An 18380-nucleotide genomic window follows, 5' to 3' on the forward strand; every position below is an offset into this window, starting at 1 on the left:
GTGCCTTCACCTGCCTTTCAGGGGTATCCGGCCTGCTGTTACTTCGAGGAGCTCATCAGCAGGTAGTCGTACATGCCGAGGTACGCCTGGGTGACCGTGACGTTGGTCGCCGAAGTCGGCCGCAGCAGCAGGTTCTTGCGGTAGACGAGCGGCACGATGGAGGCGTTGTCGAGGACCATCTTGTCGATGTCGCCCCACGCCTTCGTGCGGGCCGCGGTGTCGGTGTTCGCGATGGCGTCCGACAGCGCCTTGTTGATCTTCGGGTCGTCCAGCTCGCTCAGGTTGTTGCCGCCCGAGGGCTTGATCGCCGTACCGGCGATGATCTGGTCGAGGAAGCCGTAGCCGGTCGGCCAGTCGGCGCCCCACGCCATCATCATCATGCCGAGCTTGTGGTCGTGCACGTAGCTCGGGACGCCGGCGAAGTTGGAGAAGTACTTGCCGGAGGGGAACTGCTTGATGTCGGCCGCGATGCCGACGCCCTTGAGCGAGTTCTGGATCGCCGTGGCGGCCGCCACCTCGGAGGGACGGTCGGCACGGGCGGTCAGCGTGGTGGAGAAGCCGTTCGGCTGCCCGCACGCCTTCAGCTCCGCCTTGGCCTTGGCCTGGTCGCCCTTGTGGTTCGGCGTGGCGTACGTGTCGAACTTGGTGTAGCCGTTGACGCTCGGCGGCAGCAGGGTGGAGGCCACGTCGCCCTTGGGCGAGCCGCCCATGGCGTCGAGCACCGACTGCTTGTCGAGCGCCCACTGCACGGCCTTGCGGCAGTGCGCGTTGTCGAACGGCTTCACGTGCTGGTCCAGCGCGATGTACGACGTGGCGCCCGCGTACGAGCCGTCGGTCATCTTGACGTCCTTGCCGGCCAGGACCTTGGGCTGCGTCTGCGGCTGCACACCGGTGCCCGCCGCGTCAGCCGTGATCTTGTCGGCGAGCAGGTCGTTGTCGACCGTGGTCGGGTTGACCTTGAACCGGATCATGATCTTGTCCGGCAGCGCCTTGCGGATCGGGTCCGTCTTCGGGTCCCAGTTCTTGTTGCGCACGAGGGTGGCGCTGCGGCCCTCCTCGTAGGACGAGAACTGGTACGGGCCCGAGGACACGATGTGCTGGACGTACTTCGCGCCGTCGTCCTTGGCCGCCGGGACCGGGGCGGTCTGCGAGAAGGTCGCCAGGTAGTCGAAGTCGGCGAACGGCTGGCTCAGCTTGAAGACGATCGTCTGCGCGTCCGGCGTCTCGATCGACTTCAGGCCGTCGGGCGACTTGTCCTTGTAGGGGCCCTTGTAGTCGGGGCCGCCCACGAGGTACGTCTTGAAGTACGTCGGGCCGTTGGACAGGGCCTCGGGCGCGAAGTTGGAGCGCTCGATCGCGTACTTGACGTCCTTGGACGTGATCGGCGTGCCGTCCTGGTACTTCAGGCCCGCGCGCAGGTGGTACGTCCAGGTCTTGGCGTCGGGGCTCGCCTTGCCCAGGGAGTCGGCGAGGTCCGGGACGACCTTGAGGCCGGCCTTGCCCGCCGCCGGCTGGAAGGTGGTGAGCGTACGCCCGTAGAGCCGGGAGAAGTTCTGCACCCAGCCGTAGTAGGTGTTGCCTCCGTCCAGGGAGTCCGGCACGTCGGAGTGCTCGTAGACGACCGTCCCCCCCTTCTTGCTCGAGGCGTTGACTATGGAGTTGAGCGCCGCGTCCTTCTTGCCGCTGCCGCCGTTGCCGCTGTCGCTGCCCCCGCCGCACGCGGCGGCGCCCAGCGAGAGCGCGAGAACCGACGCCACTGCGGCGGTCGTCCTGCTCGTCTTCACGTGAGGATGCCCCCTCTATCGATGGATCACTTGCTGCGAGGGTCGAGTGCGTCACGCAGCCCGTCGCCCAGCAGGTTGAACGCCAGGACCGTGATGAAGATCGCCAGTCCGGGCACGAACATGTACTGCGGATCCGCGGTGTAGAGATCCACGGCGTTGCTGAGCATTCCGCCCCACGATGCCTGCGGCGGGGCGATGCCGACTCCGAGGAAGCTCAGCGCGGCCTCGAAGAGGATGTTCGTCGGGATGATCAGGGTCGAGTAGACCAGGATCGGTGCGACGAGGTTGGGGAGCAGTTCGCGGAACAGGATGTACGGGCCGCGTGCCCCGAGGCTGTTCGCGGCCTCGATGAACTCCCGCTTGCGCAGGGTCATCGTCTGGGCCCGCACGATCCGGCCGATGTACGGCCAACTGAAGAAGCCGATCACGAAGATGAGCACGCAGATGCGCAGCGGCAGGCCGTTGAGGCCGAAGAACCCGTCCTGCACCGAGGCCGAGATGGCGATGGCGAACAGCAGCAGCGGGAACGCCAGGAAGGTGTCCATCAGCCTGCTGACGACGCTGTCGACCCAGCCGCCGTAGTAACCGGCGACGATGCCGAGCACCACGCCGATGACCACGGACAGCACGGTGGCGCCGCCCGCCACCAGCAGCGAGACCCAGGAGCCGTCGATGATGCGGGCGAGCATGTCGCGGCCGTACTGCGGGTCGACGCCGAGCAGGTGGTCCATGCTCATGCCGCCGAAGCCGCCCTTGGGCGACAGCAGGGCCGGGTCGATCAGGTTCTGGTTGAACTTGTCGGGGTCCAGACCGAAGATCCACTCGATCGGCTTGGCGAGGACCGCCATCAGCACGAGCAGGACGACGACCACGCCGCCGGCCACGGCCACCCGGTCCCGCTTGAACCGGGTCCAGGCGATCTGGGTGAGTGAACGCCCCTCGATCTGGCTTTTCTTGGCCCCGGCGAGCACGGCCTCCGGCTGCGCTCCGGCCTCCGCCCCGGTGGTCTCGATCGGTGCGGTCACAGTGACCCGACCCCTCTCGCGCCGGTGGTGACCGGCCCTTGCCCGCCGCTGTGCGCGGCTTGGTTCGCTTGTCTGCCGCGTGTCGGCCGCGGATGGGTGCGGCTCGGCTGTCCAGCGGATCCCCGATTGGGTGCGATCACAGGCTGAACGGCTTCGCGTCTGAGAGGCGAGTCTTCAACGGGCCTGCGATCACTCGCCAGATGTGAAGGGGAAAGTATGCGCAACCGTGATGCTGTTCGGAGGATTCCGTTATCCGGACGTGGGGTAACGGGGGCCGGACACGGTCTAGTTGGGACAGAAGGATGATTACGCCCTGATGGGGGCCAATCACCTCGGTCTACGCGCGCAGACGCACGGACGCGCCCGACAGGTGGGACGCGTGGGGAACGAGCGGGTGGAGGCGGGCCAGTGAGCGGCCGTCAGTACCCGCCGCCGACTGGCGGATAGCCGTAGCCGCCCGGCTGGTGCGCCGGGACCGCGCCGTGCGCGTCGCGGTCGTAGAACGGGCGGGAGTGGGCGCGCAGCCACATCGCGACCGGGTCGAACGCGTCGGACATCGCCACCGTCGACACCGCCAGTCCGTCCGGGACGGCGCCCACGGACTGCTGCATCATGGCCCGCACCGAGTCGACGGCCGGCGGCGACGTGTCGTACAGGTCGAGGCCGATGGCGAGGTACGGGGCGCCGAGCGCGGGCTGGACCCAGGCCCGGCGCAGCGAGCGCAGCGCCGGGGTGCGGTGGGCGTGCTGGGCGAGCAGCGCGTAGAACTGCGGGATCTCGACGGCCGGTTCGGACATCCGCAGCGGACCGGCGGGCTGGCGGTCCAAGCCGGTGGCGATGCGGCGCAGGTCCAGCCAGGGGACGCCGACGCCGCCGCCCGGGGCGTGCGGGTTGAGCCACAGGCCGTAGTGGTCGGGGTAGAGGGTGCGGGCGACGTCGAGGGCGTCCGCCACCTCGTAGGAGCGCGTCCAGCCGCTGGCCGACAGCTCCTGGGCGGAGGTCACGCACGGGACGTAGCCGTGCCCGGCGACCTCCATGTGCCCGTACTGGGCGTCGGGCGAGCCGGCCTGGCCGCGCCAGAGCAGCATCCAGACCTGCCCGGAGGACGGGGTCGCGAGGGCGTGCAGCAGCGCCTCGTAGGCGTCGTAGCGTCCGGGCGTCACCTGACGCAGCGTCTGCTCCACGTGCCCGGCCGCGGCCGTGCCGCTCGCGCTCACCTCGTACCGCCCCTTCGTGCCGCCCGTGCCGTGCAGGAGATCCCGCCGTCGCGACTCCGGTCGTCCGCCGGGAGGGCGGGCAGCGCGGCGAGCGCGGGTGCCTGGCGCCGCGGGGCGGGCGGTGGTCCGACGACCGTTCCTAGCTTAAGGCCGCGCGCGGGCCGGGCAGAGGCCGACGTCGCAAGGGGCGCGGATCCGCCCTCCGGCGGTCGGACGGAGCGCGCGGCGGTCGGCCGGGGCGCGTAGAGGGCCGTCCGCCTGGGTGCGCATGGGTCAGCCCGTCGGTGCGCGTAGACGTCGGCACGCCAGGGCGCGTACGGGGCGTCCGTCAGGGCACGTACGGGGCGTCTGCCACGGCGCGTAGAGGGCGGTCTGTGCGCACGTGCGGGGCCGTCTGACGGGGCACAGTCCGCGGCGCGCTCTCGACGGGGGTCCGTGCACGCGTGCGGGGCCGTCCGTCAGGGGCGCGTGCGGGGTGACCCGTGAGGGCGCGTGCGGGGTGACCCGTGAGGGCGCGTGCGGGGTGACCCGTGAGGGCGCGTGCGGGGTGACCCGTGAGGGCGCGTGCGGGGCGGCCGTCAGCGCGTGTACGGGTGGGTCCGCCTAGGCGCGTGACGTGGTGATCCGTCAGGGCGCGTACGGGGCGGTCCGTCAGGGCGTGTGCTGGTAGAAGGGCCGGACCCGTTCCTTCATCCAGGCGGCCACCGGGTCCTCGGTGACGTCCAGCAGCACCAGGTTGACCGGCCAGGCGACCGGGGCGGCGCTCAGCGCGCGGCCGAGGGCGTCGAGCGGGCGGGCGCGCAGGTCGCCGTCCCACTGGGACAGCTCGACGCCCACGAACATCACCGGCTCGGCCGTCTCTATCGCGGCCAGGCACCGGCGGGCGCTGACGACCACGCCGGTCCGCGCGAACTCGGCGGCGGCGGCGGCGAGGAAGTCCACCGGGTCGTCCTGCCAGTCGGGTTCGAACAGCCGGACCCGGCCGCCGGTCGCGGGCCCGTCCAGCGCGGACCGCCCGGTCCGGCACAGCTCCGCCACGGCCGGCGGGGGCAGCGGGACGCCCACCACGCCCTCCGGGTTCAGCGCGATGCCGACCTGCGGAGGCAGGCCGCGGGCGAACTCGGCGGCGGGGGCCACGGTGTAGGGCATGTGGGCGCCCGCGATCCGGCGGATCTGCTCCTCGGAGCTGAAGGCCGGCACGTACACCTGGCCGTCGATCTCCAGGGTGGGCAGGTCCAGCGGACCGCCGTGCGGGCCGCGGCCGCCGGGCAGCGGCACCCACAGGAAGCCGCGGCCCAGCGCCTCCACGATCCGTCCGGCGGACGCGGGGGCGCCGAGGGAGGCCGACAGCACCTCCTCCACCTCGTTGCCGGGCCACCCGCCGCCGGAGTGGGGGTGCGTCTGCACCGGGAAGTTCGCCGGGAAGTCCGCGGAGTATTCCGCCGGGAAGTCCATTCGCCTACCGCCTGCTGGGAACCGCTGCTGTGGTGGAAAGGCTAACCGGTACGACCGCCGGACCGGCCGACCCGCTCGCCCCGCGCTCCGGGCCGCCGGGCGCACGCGCTCCGGGCCGCCCGGCGCATCCGCTCCGCGCTCCGGCCCGGCCCGGCCCGGCACGGCTCGGCCGCCGAGCGCGCGCGGGCGCGGGTCCGGGGCGCGGGACGACGGGCCGCGGACGGGAGAGCGCGGCACGCGGGGAGGGGAACGGCCCCCGCGTGCCCGCGCACACCGCCCGTGCGGGGTCCGTCACCGGCCGGTGACGGCAGCGTGTCCGCGCGCGGCGGTGCGGGACGACGGGCCACTGCCGGGAGACCGCGGCACGCGGGGAGGGGAACGGTCTCCGCGTGCCCGCGCGCACCGCCCGTGCGGGGTCCGTCACCGGCCGGTGACGGCAGCGTGTCCGCGCGCGGCGGTGCGGGACGACGGGCCGCTGCCGGGAGACCGCGGCACGCGGGGAGGGGAACGGCCCCCGCACGCCCGCACGCACCGCCCGTGCGCGGTCCGCCACCAGCCGGTGACGGCAGGGTGTTCGCGCGCGGCGGTCATGTGCGGTCCGCCACCGGTCGGTGACGGAGATCGCGCTGCCCCCGGCGGGCCGGGCGTGCGATGATGAGTCCGCCAACTGCATACCGGCCGTTTGAATCCGCGCGGGAGAGTCCCCAGCAGCAGCTTCGGCTGGGGCGCCGAAGGAGCAAGTCCCTCCCTTGAATCTCTCAGGCCCCGTTACCGCGCGGGCGAGGCACATCTGAAAAGCGGGCCGCCGCGGCGGCCCCACCCACGGTGCAAGCCGTGACCGTCCGGCGGCGGTCAGGGCGAACCTCTCAGGTTTTCGATGACAGATGGGGAGGACACGAGTTCCGTCCTCGCCCGCCACGCCTGGGAGACCGCCCGATGAGCAGTTCCGCACCCCCTCAGCCCCGCCGCACCGCGCTGGACGCGCTGCACCGCTCGCTCGGTGCGACGATGACCGACTTCGCCGGCTGGGACATGCCGCTGCGCTACGGCTCCGAGCGCGACGAGCACCTGGCCGTGCGCACCACGGCGGGCCTGTTCGACCTGTCCCACATGGGCGAGATCACCGTCGCCGGACCGCAGGCCGCCGCCCTGCTGAACCACGCCCTGGTCGGCGACATCGCCTCCGTGGGCGCGGGCCGCGCCCGCTACACCATGATCTGCCGGGCCGACGGCGGCATCCTGGACGATCTGATCGTCTACCGCCTGGCCGAGACCACTTACATGGTCGTCGCCAACGCCTCCAACGCCCAGACCGTCCTGGACGCCCTCACCGAGCGGGCGGCCGGCTTCGACGCCGAGGTCCGCGACGACCGGGACGCCTACGCCCTGATCGCGGTGCAGGGCCCCGCCTCCCCCGCGATCCTCGCGTCCCTGACCGACGCCGACCTCGACGGCCTGAAGTACTACGCCGGGCTGCCCGGCACGGTCGCCGGGGTCCCGGCGCTGATCGCGCGCACCGGCTACACCGGCGAGGACGGCTTCGAGCTGTTCGTCGCCCCGGACGGCGCCGAGAAGCTGTGGACGGCGCTGACCGACGCCGGCGCGGACGCCGGGCTGATCCCGTGCGGGCTGTCCTGCCGCGACACGCTGCGCCTGGAGGCCGGCATGCCGCTGTACGGGCACGAGCTGACGACCGAGCTGACCCCGTTCGACGCCGGGCTCGGCCGGGTGGTCAAGTTCGGCAAGGAGGGCGACTTCGTGGGCCGCGAGGCGCTGCGGGAGGCCGCGGAGCGCGCCGAGCGGAAGCCGCCGCGCGTCCTGGTCGGCCTGGTCGCCGAGGGCCGCCGCGTGCCGCGCGCCGGATACCCCGTCGTCGCCGGCGGCGAGGTGATCGGCGAGGTCACCTCCGGCGCCCCCTCCCCCACCCTGGGCAAGCCGATCGCCATGGCCTACGTGGACGCCGCGTACGCCGCGCCGGGCACGTCGGGTGTCGGCGTCGACATCCGGGGCAGCCACGAGCCGTATGAGGTCGTGGCGCTGCCCTTCTACAAGCGGCAGAAGTGATCCCTTCGCCAGCGGCGTGAGTGCCGCCGCCGACGGCGCGCTCCGGCACGACCGCCGGCGGCGGGCGGTGGCACGGGCTCCACGCCCCGCCCCCGCACGCCCCTTCGCCGTCCCCCCTTCCTCAGCACCCCCCCGCGTACAGGAGAATTCAGGCCATGAGCAACCCCCAGAAGCTGCGGTACAGCAAAGAGCACGAGTGGCTGTCGCCCGCCGAGGACGGCGTCGCGACGGTCGGCATCACGGAGTTCGCGGCCAACGCGCTCGGCGACGTCGTCTACGCCCAGCTCCCCGAGGTCGGCGACAGCGTGGCCGCGGGCGAGACCTGCGGCGAGCTGGAGTCCACCAAGTCGGTGTCCGACCTGTACTCGCCGGTCGGCGGCGAGATCACCGAGGTCAACCAGAACGTGGTGGACGACCCGTCGCTGGTGAACTCCGAGCCCTTCGAGGGCGGCTGGCTGTTCCGGGTGCGGGTCGCCGACGAGCCGGGCGACCTGCTCACCGCCGACGAGTACACGGCCCAGAACGCGGGCTGAGGAGCGGACGCGAGCAGATGACTGAGCACACCACCGTTCTCGACACCCCCCTGCACGAGCTGGACCCGGACGTGGCCGCCGCGGTCGACGCCGAGCTGCGCCGCCAGCAGTCCACGCTGGAGATGATCGCCTCGGAGAACTTCGCGCCGCTCGCGGTGATGGAGGCGCAGGGCTCCGTTCTGACCAACAAGTACGCCGAGGGCTACCCGGGCCGCCGCTACTACGGCGGCTGCGAGCACGTCGACGTGATCGAGCGGATCGCCGTCGACCGGATCAAGGCGCTGTTCGGCGCCGAGCACGCCAACGTGCAGCCGCACTCCGGCGCCCAGGCCAACGCGGCGGCGATGTTCGCGCTGCTCAAGCCCGGCGACACGATCATGGGCCTGGACCTCGCGCACGGCGGGCACCTGACCCACGGCATGAAGATCAACTTCTCCGGCAAGCTCTACGCCGTCGTCGCCTACCGCGTGGGCGAGGACGGCCGGGTCGACATGGCCGAGGTGGAGCGGCTGGCCAAGGAGTCCCGGCCGAAGCTGATCGTGGCCGGCTGGTCGGCCTACCCCCGGCAGCTCGACTTCGCCGCGTTCCGCCGGATCGCGGACGAGGTCGGCGCGTATCTGATGGTCGACATGGCGCACTTCGCCGGTCTGGTCGCGGCGGGCCTGCACCCCAACCCGGTGCCGCACGCCCACGTGGTCACCACCACCACGCACAAGACGCTGGGCGGTCCGCGCGGCGGGGTGATCCTGTCCACGGCCGAGCTGGCGAAGAAGATCAACTCGGCGGTCTTCCCCGGTCAGCAGGGCGGCCCGCTGGAGCACGTGATCGCGGCCAAGGCGGTGGCCTTCAAGGTCGCGGCCAGCGAGGACTTCGCCGAGCGCCAGCGCCGTACCCTGGAGGGCGCGCGCATCCTGGCCGAGCGCCTGGTGCGCGAGGACGCCCGCGCGGCCGGCGTGGACGTGCTGACCGGCGGCACCGACGTGCACCTGGTCCTGGTGGACCTGCGCGACTCGGAGCTGGACGGCCAGCAGGCCGAGGACCGCCTCCACGAGGTCGGGATCACGGTCAACCGCAACGCGGTGCCGAACGACCCCCGGCCGCCGATGGTCACCTCCGGTCTGCGGATCGGCACGCCCGCTCTGGCGACCCGCGGCTTCACCGCCGAGGACTTCGCCGAGGTCGCGGACGTGATCGCCGAGGCGCTGAAGCCGTCGTACGACGCCGAGACGCTCGCGGCCCGGGTGCGCGCCCTGGCCGACAAGCACCCGCTCTACCCGGGTCTGAACAAGTAAGTCACCCGAGAGGGGCGCCGCGCCCACCCGGCGGATTCCGGGGGCCGCGCGGCGCCCCGCCCCTCGCACCGCCCCCGCATCAAGGAGTCATCCGTGGCCATCTCGGTCTTCGACCTGTTCTCGATCGGCATCGGCCCGTCCAGCTCCCACACGGTCGGCCCGATGCGCGCCGCCCGCATGTTCGCCAGCCGGCTGCGCAGCGAGGACCTGCTGGAGCAGGCGGCCTCGGTGCGCGCGGAGCTGTACGGCTCCCTCGGCGCGACCGGCCACGGCCACGGCACGCCCAAGGCGGTGCTGCTCGGCCTGGAGGGCGACTCGCCCCGCACGGTGGACGTGGAGAGCGCCGACGAGCGGGTGGAGAAGATAAGGGCCGGAGGCCGGCTGCGCCTGCTGGGCGAGCACGAGATCGCCTTCTCCTACGACGACGACATGGTCCTGCACCGCCGCGAGACCCTTCCCTACCACGCCAACGGCATGACCCTGTGGGCGTACGACGCCTCGGGCGCCGAGCTGCTGAGCAAGACGTACTACTCGGTCGGCGGCGGCTTCGTGGTCGACGAGGACGCGGTGGGCGCGGACCGCATCAAGCTGGACGACACGGTGCTGAAGCACCCCTTCCGCACCGGCGACGAGCTGCTGCGACTGGCCCGGGAGACCGGCCTGTCGATCTCCTCGCTGATGCTGGAGAACGAGCGGGCCTGGCGCACCGAGGAGGAGATCCGCGAGGGCCTGCTGGAGATCTGGCGGGTGATGCAGACGTGCGTGCGCCGCGGCATGAGCCGCGAGGGCATCCTCCCCGGCGGCCTGAAGGTGCGCCGGCGCGCCTCCGTCACCGCGCGCCAACTGCGCGCCGAGGGGGACGCGGCGGCCCGCTCGATGGAGTGGATCACCCTCTACGCGATGGCGGTGAACGAGGAGAACGCGGCCGGCGGCCGGGTGGTCACCGCCCCCACCAACGGCGCGGCCGGCATCATCCCCGCCGTCCTGCACTACTACATCAACTTCATCCCCGGCGCCGACGAGGACGGCGTGGTCCGCTTCCTGCTGGCCGCGGGCGCGATCGGCATGCTCTTCAAGGAGAACGCCTCCATCTCCGGCGCCGAGGTCGGCTGCCAGGGCGAGGTCGGCTCGGCGTGCTCGATGGCGGCGGGCGCGCTGGCCGAGGCGATGGGCGGCACGCCGGAGCAGGTGGAGAACGCCGCGGAGATCGGCATGGAGCACAACCTCGGCCTGACCTGCGACCCCGTCGGCGGCCTGGTGCAGATCCCGTGCATCGAGCGCAACGGCATGGCCGCGGTCAAGGCGGTCACCGCCGCCCGCATGGCCCTACGCGGCGACGGCTCCCACAAGGTCTCCCTGGACAAGGTCATCAAGACGATGAAGGAGACCGGCGCGGACATGTCGGTCAAGTACAAGGAGACGGCCCGGGGCGGGCTCGCGGTGAACATCATCGAGTGCTAGGGGGATGGGCCCTGACCAGCGCGTTCGTGTCTTTCAGCGCTGTCAGGGCCTTCCCTGCCTATCGGGTGGAAAGTCCCTGGAAACCCCCTAGGACAGACGTGAAAGTCCCTGAAAAGTCCCTGGGATGTCCCCGTAGGACTTGGCTGATCACCGTTGCGGTTGGCCAACTTCCAGGCTGATCTGGCGCTCTTGCGGCCGACTCAGGTAGTGGTGAAGTGGGTACACGCCAGGTAGCGAAACCTATGCATTACGAGTTGTCCGGTCTCGCTCCTGGAGCGTCCGCCCCTCGCCCCGAACGGCTGGACAGGCGCCTACTCGCGCCCATGTGGACGGTGGCGGACGCTCCAAGACGGAGCAGGTACCGAGACCACGGTGCTGCTGGTCTCGGCCTCTAACCGCCGTGCCCCAATCGCTACAGATAGGAAGCTGCAACCCGATTGCTTCTGGAGCCAATGGGGAGGAAAATTGTTCTGCTCAAGTGTGGACGTCATGGGGAAGGTGTCGTCTCGGTAGGGTGGGGGCATGGGGACGGATCGTCGCACTTTTGGATCTTGGCGCCTTCGAGGTGGCCGCTACGAGCAACAGGGTTTGCCCGTTGAGGTCTTGGCAGAGTTCGCCAGGTATGAGCGTCTCGTGGTCGACGTGGCACGCGGATTGTACAAGCAGCGACACACCACGCGAATGAGGGTGCCTAGGGGTTTCGCGTCCTCTTTCTCTCTCCGCCTTTCGGACATCCAGGCCGGAAGCGTAGTGCCCATTCTTGAGCGTGCCACCAATGAGACTGACACCCTCTTCGATGAGGACTCAGGCATTTTCGACGAGGCACGCATCCTAATTCAAGACACTTTGCGCTCTATCCAGTCCGGATCCGGCATTCCGCGGACCTTCCCGCCGCACGCACTTCGCGAATTCTCACGATTCGGACGCAGCTTGCAGGATGACGAATCAATCGTCTTCGACAGTGGCAGCCCGTCCGAAGTGATCTACTCGCAATCAGTCCGCCGATTGATTCACGAGAAGGCGCGCCTTGAGCGATTCGAGATTGAAACGCTCATCGCAGGGCAGGTCATCGGAGTAAACGCAGAAAAGGGCACATTCGATTTCCGCCTATCTAGCGGGAAACAAGTACTGGGGCGCTTCTCCTCCGACGACATCGTCGTGGACCTTAAGCAATACCTAGATCGATCAACAATGGCTCCCACGGTCGCCGTTAATGCCGTAGCAATTCAGTCACTAGATGGCGACTTTATCGAGATTCAGGACATTCTGTCGATCGAACCAGTTCTGCCACCTGAGTGGTCAGAGCGTCTCCTGACATTGCAGACTCTTGAAAATGGCTGGCTCGATGGCATCGGCAAGGAAGTAAGCAGAAAACTACTGCGACAAGTCGAGTCCATTCTCTTGAACTCCTTGATGCACAGGTCGAGCGACCATACATTTATCCGACCGAGGAGGGCGGGGTCCAGCTGGAGTGGCCATTCACCCGAGGTGAGGTCACGCTAGTAATTCTCCCAGAGGAAAAGGTGGACGTGTATGCCTTTTCGAAGGAAGACGATACTGACAGCACTAAGACGTTCCACTGGCGGAACCTAGAAAGCATCACAGAATTCGTGACCGGGGGGATCACCCAGTATGGCGACTGACGGCCCAAATCTTCGGCCCGGCGAGCTTGAAATATCGACCCAGGACGAGAAACTTTGGCGCCAAGTGAATCCTAGCTGGGTCCACGACGGCCGGGTCAGTAGCCAACTCTTTCGACCCACACCTAAGGATACCGGTGAAGTATCGGTGACAAGGTCATCACTGGTCACCCCTGAAGCAGCGCACCAGCATCACACCGGGACGCTTGGTTACGCCTCGGTCGGCGTTTTCTGTGTAGAGGTAGGCGAGGTTAACGAAGCCAGCCTGAGAGTCATTGACGATGCCCAAGTTGATGACGGAGAAACCCGTCCACCTGCCCACGCGTACGTCGATTACAAACTGATTGACTCGAAGAAACTTCAGCAGAGGCGCGCCAGCATTCTTCGCGATAAAGCCGAAAAGCACGGGTGGCAATACGGACCCATGAAGCATTAGAACTTCAAGGACCGCGCCAATTGCCACAGCATCTGGGTCACCCTGCGAATTCCTCGAAACCGCGTTTACTGACCTTAAATGCGTGATGTCGTCATGGTGGTTGGTGTCGGAGGCCGGTGCCGGTGAAGCAGCCGTCGAGGACATCGGGGCGGTACTGGAGCTGGCGTAGACCGCGACGGACGGCGGTGATCAGGTCGTCGGGGTCGGCGAAGGCGCGGTTGGCTGTGGTGGTGCGTCGTAGGACGGACCAGATGCCTTCGACGGGGTTGAGGTCGGGTGCGTAGGGCGGCAGTTGGAAGACGGTGAGCCAGTCGCGGTCGGCGATGTAGCGGTGCATTCCGGCCGTGAGGTATGTGTTGAGGTTGTCCCAGACCAGCACGATCGGGCCGCCGAGCTGCTGGTGGGCGGTCTGGATCAGGTCGTGGCAGTCCTTCCAGGAGAAGCTCTTGCGTCCGTCCCTCGGGCCGGGCGTCCAGGCAGGGCCGGTAGATCAGCCGGGAGGATTCGCCGGCTTTATAGCAGGCCAGCGCTGCGACCGATCAGCGGCGGCGGGAGCGGCCCCGCACGCGGACCACTGGGGTGTGGCCGCGCCGGGACCAGGTGCGGGTGGTCGGCGGCGTCATCGAGAATCCTGCTTCGTCTTCGAAGACGAGCCAGGCGTCGAGGGCCGCCACGATTCTTCCACGCCGGACCAGGTCTCCTTCACCCAGCCGGCCACCGCGCTCTCGTCCCGCTCGATCGCCCACCGGGCGGGGACCGTGGCGACTCCCAGCCTCGTCCCGGCGTGCCTGCGGGACCTGTACGCAGAACTGGACGACGCGCTCACGGCGTGGGGTGATGTCGAGGTTGCACCCCTCCAGCATTACATCGCCTACCGGCGGCTGGTGAACGTGGCGTCGGTGATCTTCCATCCGAAGCACGAGACGATCGTCTATCTCAGACTCCACCCGGACACCGTCACGTTGGAGGAGGGTTTCACCCGGGACATGCGCGGGATCGGGCACCTTGGGATCGGGGATCTGGAGGTAGGCGTCGCCTCGGCGGCCGACTTGGAGAAGGCGGCACCGCTGATCCGGCGGGCGTTCGAGGCGGCCTGACGCATCACTGACTGCGCCGCCTCGCTGGTCCGCGATGAGCGCCCTGTCTCTGCACCAGCGGCGCCGCAGTCATCGCTCTCCCTGTATCACGCACCTACGCCGCGCCGAGGCCGCAGAGCCCAGCAAGGACAACCGGAGACAGGATCTCTGTGAATCCTGACTCGGGAAGGCGGCGCAGGATCGCCTGCCAGAGTTCTGGGTCCAGTCTCGAACCAGGCCGCTTTGCTTCGGCGCGGATATCAAGGATGGCCGTCTTGTCCTGGTCTCCAAGGACGAACTGCTGGTCTCCGCCCCAGCTTTCATCGGTATCACCGCGGAACCGTTTGAGATGAAGGGGGAGGCCGAACGTGGGGTGGACCAGGGCCGCAACGATGTTGTGTGGTCCCGGCCCCTGCCCGCGAACGTGGGAGGAGCGCAGGACCAGCCGCGCCCCGTCACCGCCGCCGTGGTAGCCGTCGACGAAGAAGGTGTTGGACACGGTGTGCAGGAGGGCGACACGGCGTAGCAGCCCGCTGCCCAACCACGCACCACGCTTCTGTACCTGGGTGAATTCGTCGTTCACGTCCTCCCACCTGGCGTGATGTGCGCGCTCCGCGTCAGTCCACGCGCTTGACGAGGACTGCCAGCACAGGAGTGTGGGATCCGGATCGATCCATCTATCGATCATCCTTGCGACAGCGTTGCGCCAGAGGGTCGCGGGCAGGCCGGTCAGCCGCAGCCGGGTGTGCGTACCGAGGACACGCAATTCCACTGCGGTCCGGTCGCGTTGTGTGATGCGCAGGCCGGGCACGCCATGGACCTCATCGTCCGAGACGTACGTGGGCAGCAAGTTGAGGAGGATCTCGGCCGCCCGCTCTTCGCTCTCCACCCGAAGGGCGATGCCATCCGGCTCGGGGTACACCGCGGCGATGCCAAGGGGATAGCGGGTATAGCAGTTCCGGAACTCCAGGAGGCTCACGAGCACGCGCGCCTCCAGATACTGCTGAGCGCCCGAAGCGGCTGGAGGGACGAGCGCTGCTCCGGGTTCAAGCAGATCGATCGCACGGCGGGCTTGCTGGACGCTCTCGCCTGTGTAGCGACACCGGAGCAAGGAGGCGTCTTGTTGCATCGTGCTCATGGGTCTCTCCTGAACGCCTCGGCCCAGGGCGTGGAAAAATTGAGATCCCAGTGGATGCCTAGAAAGGGTCTGGAAACCGGTTCACCCGAGCCTGGAGATTAAAGGGCCGATGTGTCTCCGGGGAGCGGTGGTCAGCCGCACCATGAAGATAGCAGTGCTTACGTCCAGCCTCTGCCCGTTTGCCGAAGTTAGGCGCATTCTTCACCCGGACGGCTGTAGGCGCTTGCCATATACAGCGCAGGCACCTACGGTCCAGTCTGGGTTGAGGGACCCCTCGTCGTGCGCCTCCGGATCGATCGCGCAGCGTGTCGAAAGCCTTAGCGCCCTCTCTGTGCTCCTGCACTCCGTACGACCATCGTTCTCGCAGGCAGTGGCTCATTCCGCGCTGGGGATCCGGCAGCGCACGACGGAAGGGAGCTGCCATGCCCAAAGACGAATTGATCGCCCTGTGCTGCCGTTACACCGGGGAGACCTGGTCCGGAGCGAAAGAGCGAATCGGGCAGCAGCCGAACGGAAGCCCGCTCATCCCTGCCGCCTTTGGCGAGCAGGCGATCCTTGAAAGCAAGTTGCTGCGGGCGTTGCTGGACCACCCCACCGCGTACACCACCCGCCCCCTGCGAATTCTGCGCGTCATCCCCTACGAGCACCGTCCGGTCATCCGCTTTGCGGCCGACTCCGACCCCGACGGGCTGGCAGATCTGATCGCTTGGGGACTCTTCTCATCTGGAGGCAAGCACAACCTGGGCGGGATCAGCGGTCTACGCCTCCTCAACGCTGGTCACGGCAGGCTCGATCTCCGGCTCCATGGAACCGCCGCACGCATCCGGCTTGAGGGCGTACCGGATCGAGCCTGGGCTCAGGCGGAAGAGATCCGGTACCTGACCGCGGCCGAGTACAACGAGCAATCGCCATGCAGACATCCTGGTCTGACGCCAGGCGAGTGGAACTTCGCGAACGAGCACGGTTGGTTCGAGCAGAGGTGGCGGGAGACAGCAGCCTTCGGCAGCGCCCTGCTGCGTCGCCTGCTGATCTTCCGTTCGGGAGCCGACTGGCTCGACATGGCCGGCTTCACCAAGCACACCAACACCTACGGCATTCGCCTGACTTTCGCCGGAGCGCGATGGACGGACCACGACGTGCTAATCAAGCACCTCACCGACCCACTCTGCGGAATCGCGCTCAAAGAGGACATGCGCACCTGCTCCTGTGCCTACGGGAGAAACGGCTGTCGCCTCTGGTTCGACGGACCCGAACGTGTACCTGGTCGGCTCGACTTGCAGATGATCGATGCCGGTCCGGACTGTGAGGTCGCCGAGTACAACCAAGCACTCACCTTCACCGGTAGTCCGAGCGGCCAGATCACTCGGGTGACGGGGTATCCGCCAGGTATGACCGCAGACTGCGCCCCGAACTGCCACCGCCATCACGACACGCTCGGACACCTTCAGCGGGTGGCCGAGAGGCGAAGGAAGGAGCTTGATCGCCTTCGACGGAAGGCTCGTTGAGGACACGCGGGCGGTCACCCACACGCTGCCCGGCGCTTCTCCACGCAGCGTAACTCACGGCGCCATCTCTCTGAATCGCGTCTGACACCTGCGCGGGGCACAAGTACGACGATGGACGGCCGGAGCATCCCTGGAGTCGATGTTCCGGCCATCCATCGGCATGTGGTGTGCCGAGTCGGTCTGCTGGTCTCAACCTTCACGCCTCAGGGCCGACGAGGACGAAGTCGTGCTGGGTCAGCTTTGCCCGGAGCCTTCCTTCGGCCACGTCGGCGTAGTGCGTGGACAGCTCGACGCCCACGAAGCGGCTTCCCTCGCGCAGGGCCGCGACCCCTATGGAGCCGCTGCCGGTGAACGGGTCGAGGACGGTGCCGCCCTCGGGGCAGACCAAGACGAGCTGCTGCATGACCTCGACCGGCTTCTGGGTGATGTGGACCCGGCCCTTGCGGGGCTGAAAGGCGATGTAGTGAGCCGGCAGGTAGAGGTCGCGGGTGTTGTCGAGGGAGCCCTTGACACCCCAGATGATGAACTCCGAGTCCTGCTTCGGCTCGCCGTTGCGGGGTCGGCTGGAGGGCTTGATCCACGGGATGGTGCCGCTCCAGGTCCAGCCGGCCATCTGCAGGGCGTCGGAGGTGGTCGGCTCCGGGCGCCAGTCGGTGAAGACCATGGCGACCGCGTGCTCGGTCGAGGCTCGGTACGCCTCTGTGAGCAGTTCGGTCAGCCAGGAGCGGTAAGAGCGCTGATCGCGGTTCTCACCGGGTAAACACAAGGCCGCCCCCCGCCGATCAGGCAGGGGCGGCCTTGCGGTACGCCCGGCCGCGTTGCGTACGTTCATCCCCGACGAACGAGGAGGACACGATGGCCAGCGACCAGCAGCTCTGGGGGTACCCGGAGGTCGCCGCCCACCTAGGCATCAGCGTCAGCGCCGCCCGCAACCGCAAGAGCAGAGGCAGCCTGCCCGCGCCCGACGACACCACCGTCCCGGACCGGCCCCGTTGGAGGCCGACCACCTTCCAGGGCTGGAAGCCGGTCGGCCGGGGGTTGCGCAGTAACCTCCACGGCGAGTCGACTCCCCCCGCCTCACCGGCTCCGCCGGACAAGGCGCGTCATGAACAAGCTTCTCGCCGACTCCTCCCTGGTCGCCGCCGGAGCGATCACCGCCATCGCCGCCGCCGTCCAGCACAGTTACGGCACCTGCAGCATCTCATTGTTCGTCGTCGCAGCCGGTGCCATCGGTGCCTACCGGATCAGCCGGTCCCAGGACGCCGCCAACGACCACGCAGTCCTCCACCGGCTACGAGAAGCACCCCAGATGTCTATCGACGCCCCCTCCCACGAGCTTGGGCTTCGCTCGGCCGCAGTCCGTCTCAGCATCCACCGCTTGACCAGGTCCGGCGAGCCGCCCCCGGACGCCGATTCCACTGAATGACGGCACGTTGCCCCCTAGGTCAGAGCATGACCGACTCCCCAATGCCGTCCCCGCCGTTTCCTCGCCCGACAACGCCGCGCTCAAGGTCGTTGTCGGTAACGCCATCGCAGCGGTCGATCGTGGCGAAGCCACGGTGGAAGAGGCGATCCTGCACGCGGCCGTCCACGGCTGGTATGAGGGGCACATCCAAAGCGAGGACGAATGCCCCGGCTGCGACTTCCGGGGCGGACTCCCGAAGAACACCGGCCGGGGCTGACTACCCCACCAATCGAACCCGGCTGTCCCTGATGCGTCGTCGTGGGGAAGGCTGAGCGATTCCTGGCGAAGG

Annotated in this window: 15 protein-coding genes, 4 pseudogenes and 1 riboswitch; of the genes and pseudogenes, 8 read left to right on the forward strand and 11 right to left on the reverse strand. The window is 68.7% G+C overall.

The window, feature by feature from the left end; translation table 11 throughout:
* Positions 1 to 38 precede the first annotated feature (38 nt).
* The 4 genes from ABZ861_RS17760 to ABZ861_RS17775 form a co-directional block, all read right to left on the reverse strand.
* Positions 39 to 1784 (reverse strand): ABC transporter substrate-binding protein, encoded by a 1746-nt coding sequence (locus ABZ861_RS17760; protein WP_361630891.1) that lies wholly within the window; start codon positions 1782 to 1784, stop codon positions 39 to 41.
* 26 nt (positions 1785 to 1810) lie between these two features.
* The gene (locus ABZ861_RS17765) at positions 1811 to 2809 is read right to left on the reverse strand and encodes an ABC transporter permease (protein WP_361630894.1); all 999 of its coding nucleotides are present in this window, start codon (positions 2807 to 2809) and stop codon (positions 1811 to 1813) included.
* A gap of 419 nt (positions 2810 to 3228) precedes the next feature.
* Positions 3229 to 4026 (reverse strand): enhanced serine sensitivity protein SseB C-terminal domain-containing protein, encoded by a 798-nt coding sequence (locus tag ABZ861_RS17770; protein ID WP_361630897.1) that lies wholly within the window; start codon positions 4024 to 4026, stop codon positions 3229 to 3231.
* Positions 4027 to 4677: 651 nt separating this feature from the next.
* On the reverse strand, positions 4678 to 5481 hold the full coding sequence (locus ABZ861_RS17775; protein ID WP_361630900.1) for an enhanced serine sensitivity protein SseB: 804 nt from the start codon (positions 5479 to 5481) through the stop codon (positions 4678 to 4680).
* A 683-nt stretch (positions 5482 to 6164) separates the two neighbouring features.
* Positions 6165 to 6265: riboswitch (glycine riboswitch) on the forward strand.
* 152 nt (positions 6266 to 6417) lie between these two features.
* On the opposite strand from ABZ861_RS17775, the gene gcvT reads away from it, so the two are divergent.
* From gcvT to ABZ861_RS17800, 5 genes are all read left to right on the forward strand, one after another.
* A complete protein-coding gene (gene gcvT / locus ABZ861_RS17780; RefSeq protein ID WP_361630903.1) occupies positions 6418 to 7545 on the forward strand; it encodes a glycine cleavage system aminomethyltransferase GcvT in 1128 nt (375 codons plus the stop codon).
* 155 nt (positions 7546 to 7700) lie between these two features.
* Positions 7701 to 8078 carry a glycine cleavage system protein GcvH gene (gene gcvH / locus ABZ861_RS17785; RefSeq protein ID WP_361630906.1) on the forward strand — a complete coding sequence of 126 codons (378 nt, stop codon included), beginning with the start codon at positions 7701 to 7703 and terminating at the stop codon, positions 8076 to 8078.
* 17 nt (positions 8079 to 8095) lie between these two features.
* Entirely contained in the window at positions 8096 to 9370 is a 1275-nt protein-coding gene (gene glyA, locus ABZ861_RS17790) for a serine hydroxymethyltransferase (protein ID WP_361630909.1), read from the forward strand.
* Positions 9371 to 9463: 93 nt separating this feature from the next.
* Entirely contained in the window at positions 9464 to 10831 is a 1368-nt protein-coding gene (locus tag ABZ861_RS17795; protein WP_361630912.1) for an L-serine ammonia-lyase, read from the forward strand.
* A gap of 750 nt (positions 10832 to 11581) precedes the next feature.
* Positions 11582 to 12334 carry a hypothetical protein gene (locus ABZ861_RS17800; protein WP_361630915.1) on the forward strand — a complete coding sequence of 251 codons (753 nt, stop codon included), beginning with the start codon at positions 11582 to 11584 and terminating at the stop codon, positions 12332 to 12334.
* A gap of 297 nt (positions 12335 to 12631) precedes the next feature.
* On the opposite strand, the gene ABZ861_RS17805 is transcribed toward ABZ861_RS17800, so the two are convergent.
* The 4 genes and pseudogenes from ABZ861_RS17805 to ABZ861_RS17820 all read right to left on the reverse strand — a co-directional run.
* Complete coding sequence (locus tag ABZ861_RS17805) at positions 12632 to 12934, reverse strand: hypothetical protein (protein ID WP_361630918.1); 303 nt, start codon at positions 12932 to 12934, stop codon at positions 12632 to 12634.
* 64 nt (positions 12935 to 12998) lie between these two features.
* Positions 12999 to 13434: pseudogene (locus ABZ861_RS17810) on the reverse strand (transposase).
* A gap of 12 nt (positions 13435 to 13446) precedes the next feature.
* Positions 13447 to 13581 carry a hypothetical protein gene (locus ABZ861_RS17815; RefSeq protein ID WP_361631058.1) on the reverse strand — a complete coding sequence of 45 codons (135 nt, stop codon included), beginning with the start codon at positions 13579 to 13581 and terminating at the stop codon, positions 13447 to 13449.
* Positions 13527 to 13664: pseudogene (locus tag ABZ861_RS17820) on the reverse strand (transposase); the annotation flags it as partial. The pseudogene ABZ861_RS17820 and the gene ABZ861_RS17815, both read right to left, overlap by 55 nt.
* 19 nt (positions 13665 to 13683) lie before the next feature.
* On the opposite strand from ABZ861_RS17820, the pseudogene ABZ861_RS17825 reads away from it, so the two are divergent.
* Positions 13684 to 14004: pseudogene (locus ABZ861_RS17825) on the forward strand (DUF5655 domain-containing protein); the annotation flags it as partial.
* A 94-nt stretch (positions 14005 to 14098) separates the two neighbouring features.
* On the opposite strand, the gene ABZ861_RS17830 reads toward ABZ861_RS17825, so the two are convergent.
* Positions 14099 to 15121: a hypothetical protein gene (locus ABZ861_RS17830; RefSeq protein WP_361630921.1), complete on the reverse strand. Its 1023-nt coding sequence runs from the start codon at positions 15119 to 15121 to the stop codon at positions 14099 to 14101.
* 422 nt (positions 15122 to 15543) lie between these two features.
* On the opposite strand from ABZ861_RS17830, the gene ABZ861_RS17835 reads away from it, so the two are divergent.
* Positions 15544 to 16626, forward strand: a complete 1083-nt coding sequence (locus ABZ861_RS17835) for a hypothetical protein (RefSeq protein WP_361630924.1) — start codon at positions 15544 to 15546, stop codon at positions 16624 to 16626.
* 196 nt (positions 16627 to 16822) lie between these two features.
* Here ABZ861_RS17835 and ABZ861_RS17840 read toward each other — a convergent pair.
* Positions 16823 to 17383 (reverse strand): annotated as a pseudogene (locus ABZ861_RS17840) (DNA methyltransferase); the annotation flags it as partial.
* Positions 17384 to 17731: 348 nt separating this feature from the next.
* On the opposite strand from ABZ861_RS17840, the gene ABZ861_RS17845 reads away from it, so the two are divergent.
* Positions 17732 to 18052, forward strand: a complete 321-nt coding sequence (locus ABZ861_RS17845; RefSeq protein ID WP_361630927.1) for a hypothetical protein — start codon at positions 17732 to 17734, stop codon at positions 18050 to 18052.
* A 19-nt stretch (positions 18053 to 18071) separates the two neighbouring features.
* Here ABZ861_RS17845 and ABZ861_RS17850 read toward each other — a convergent pair whose 3' ends face one another.
* The gene (locus tag ABZ861_RS17850) at positions 18072 to 18218 is read right to left on the reverse strand and encodes a hypothetical protein (RefSeq protein ID WP_361630930.1); all 147 of its coding nucleotides are present in this window, start codon (positions 18216 to 18218) and stop codon (positions 18072 to 18074) included.
* Positions 18219 to 18380: the final 162 nt, after the last annotated feature.

This window comes from Streptomyces sp. NPDC046985 (assembly GCF_040644415.1).
GTDB lineage: Bacteria > Actinomycetota > Actinomycetes > Streptomycetales > Streptomycetaceae > Streptomyces.

What these genes read in the sequence shown, in the direction of transcription:
- ABZ861_RS17775 (WP_361630900.1), bottom strand. Translation starts at nt 5,481, where the DNA reads ATGGACTTCCCGGCGGAATACTCCGCGGACTTCCCGGCGAACTTCCCG.
- gcvT (WP_361630903.1), top strand. Translation starts at nt 6,418, where the DNA reads ATGAGCAGTTCCGCACCCCCTCAGCCCCGCCGCACCGCGCTGGACGCG.
- gcvH (WP_361630906.1), top strand. Translation starts at nt 7,701, where the DNA reads ATGAGCAACCCCCAGAAGCTGCGGTACAGCAAAGAGCACGAGTGGCTG.
- glyA (WP_361630909.1), top strand. Translation starts at nt 8,096, where the DNA reads ATGACTGAGCACACCACCGTTCTCGACACCCCCCTGCACGAGCTGGAC.
- ABZ861_RS17830 (WP_361630921.1), bottom strand. Translation starts at nt 15,121, where the DNA reads ATGAGCACGATGCAACAAGACGCCTCCTTGCTCCGGTGTCGCTACACA.
- ABZ861_RS17835 (WP_361630924.1), top strand. Translation starts at nt 15,544, where the DNA reads ATGCCCAAAGACGAATTGATCGCCCTGTGCTGCCGTTACACCGGGGAG.
- ABZ861_RS17845 (WP_361630927.1), top strand. Translation starts at nt 17,732, where the DNA reads ATGAACAAGCTTCTCGCCGACTCCTCCCTGGTCGCCGCCGGAGCGATC.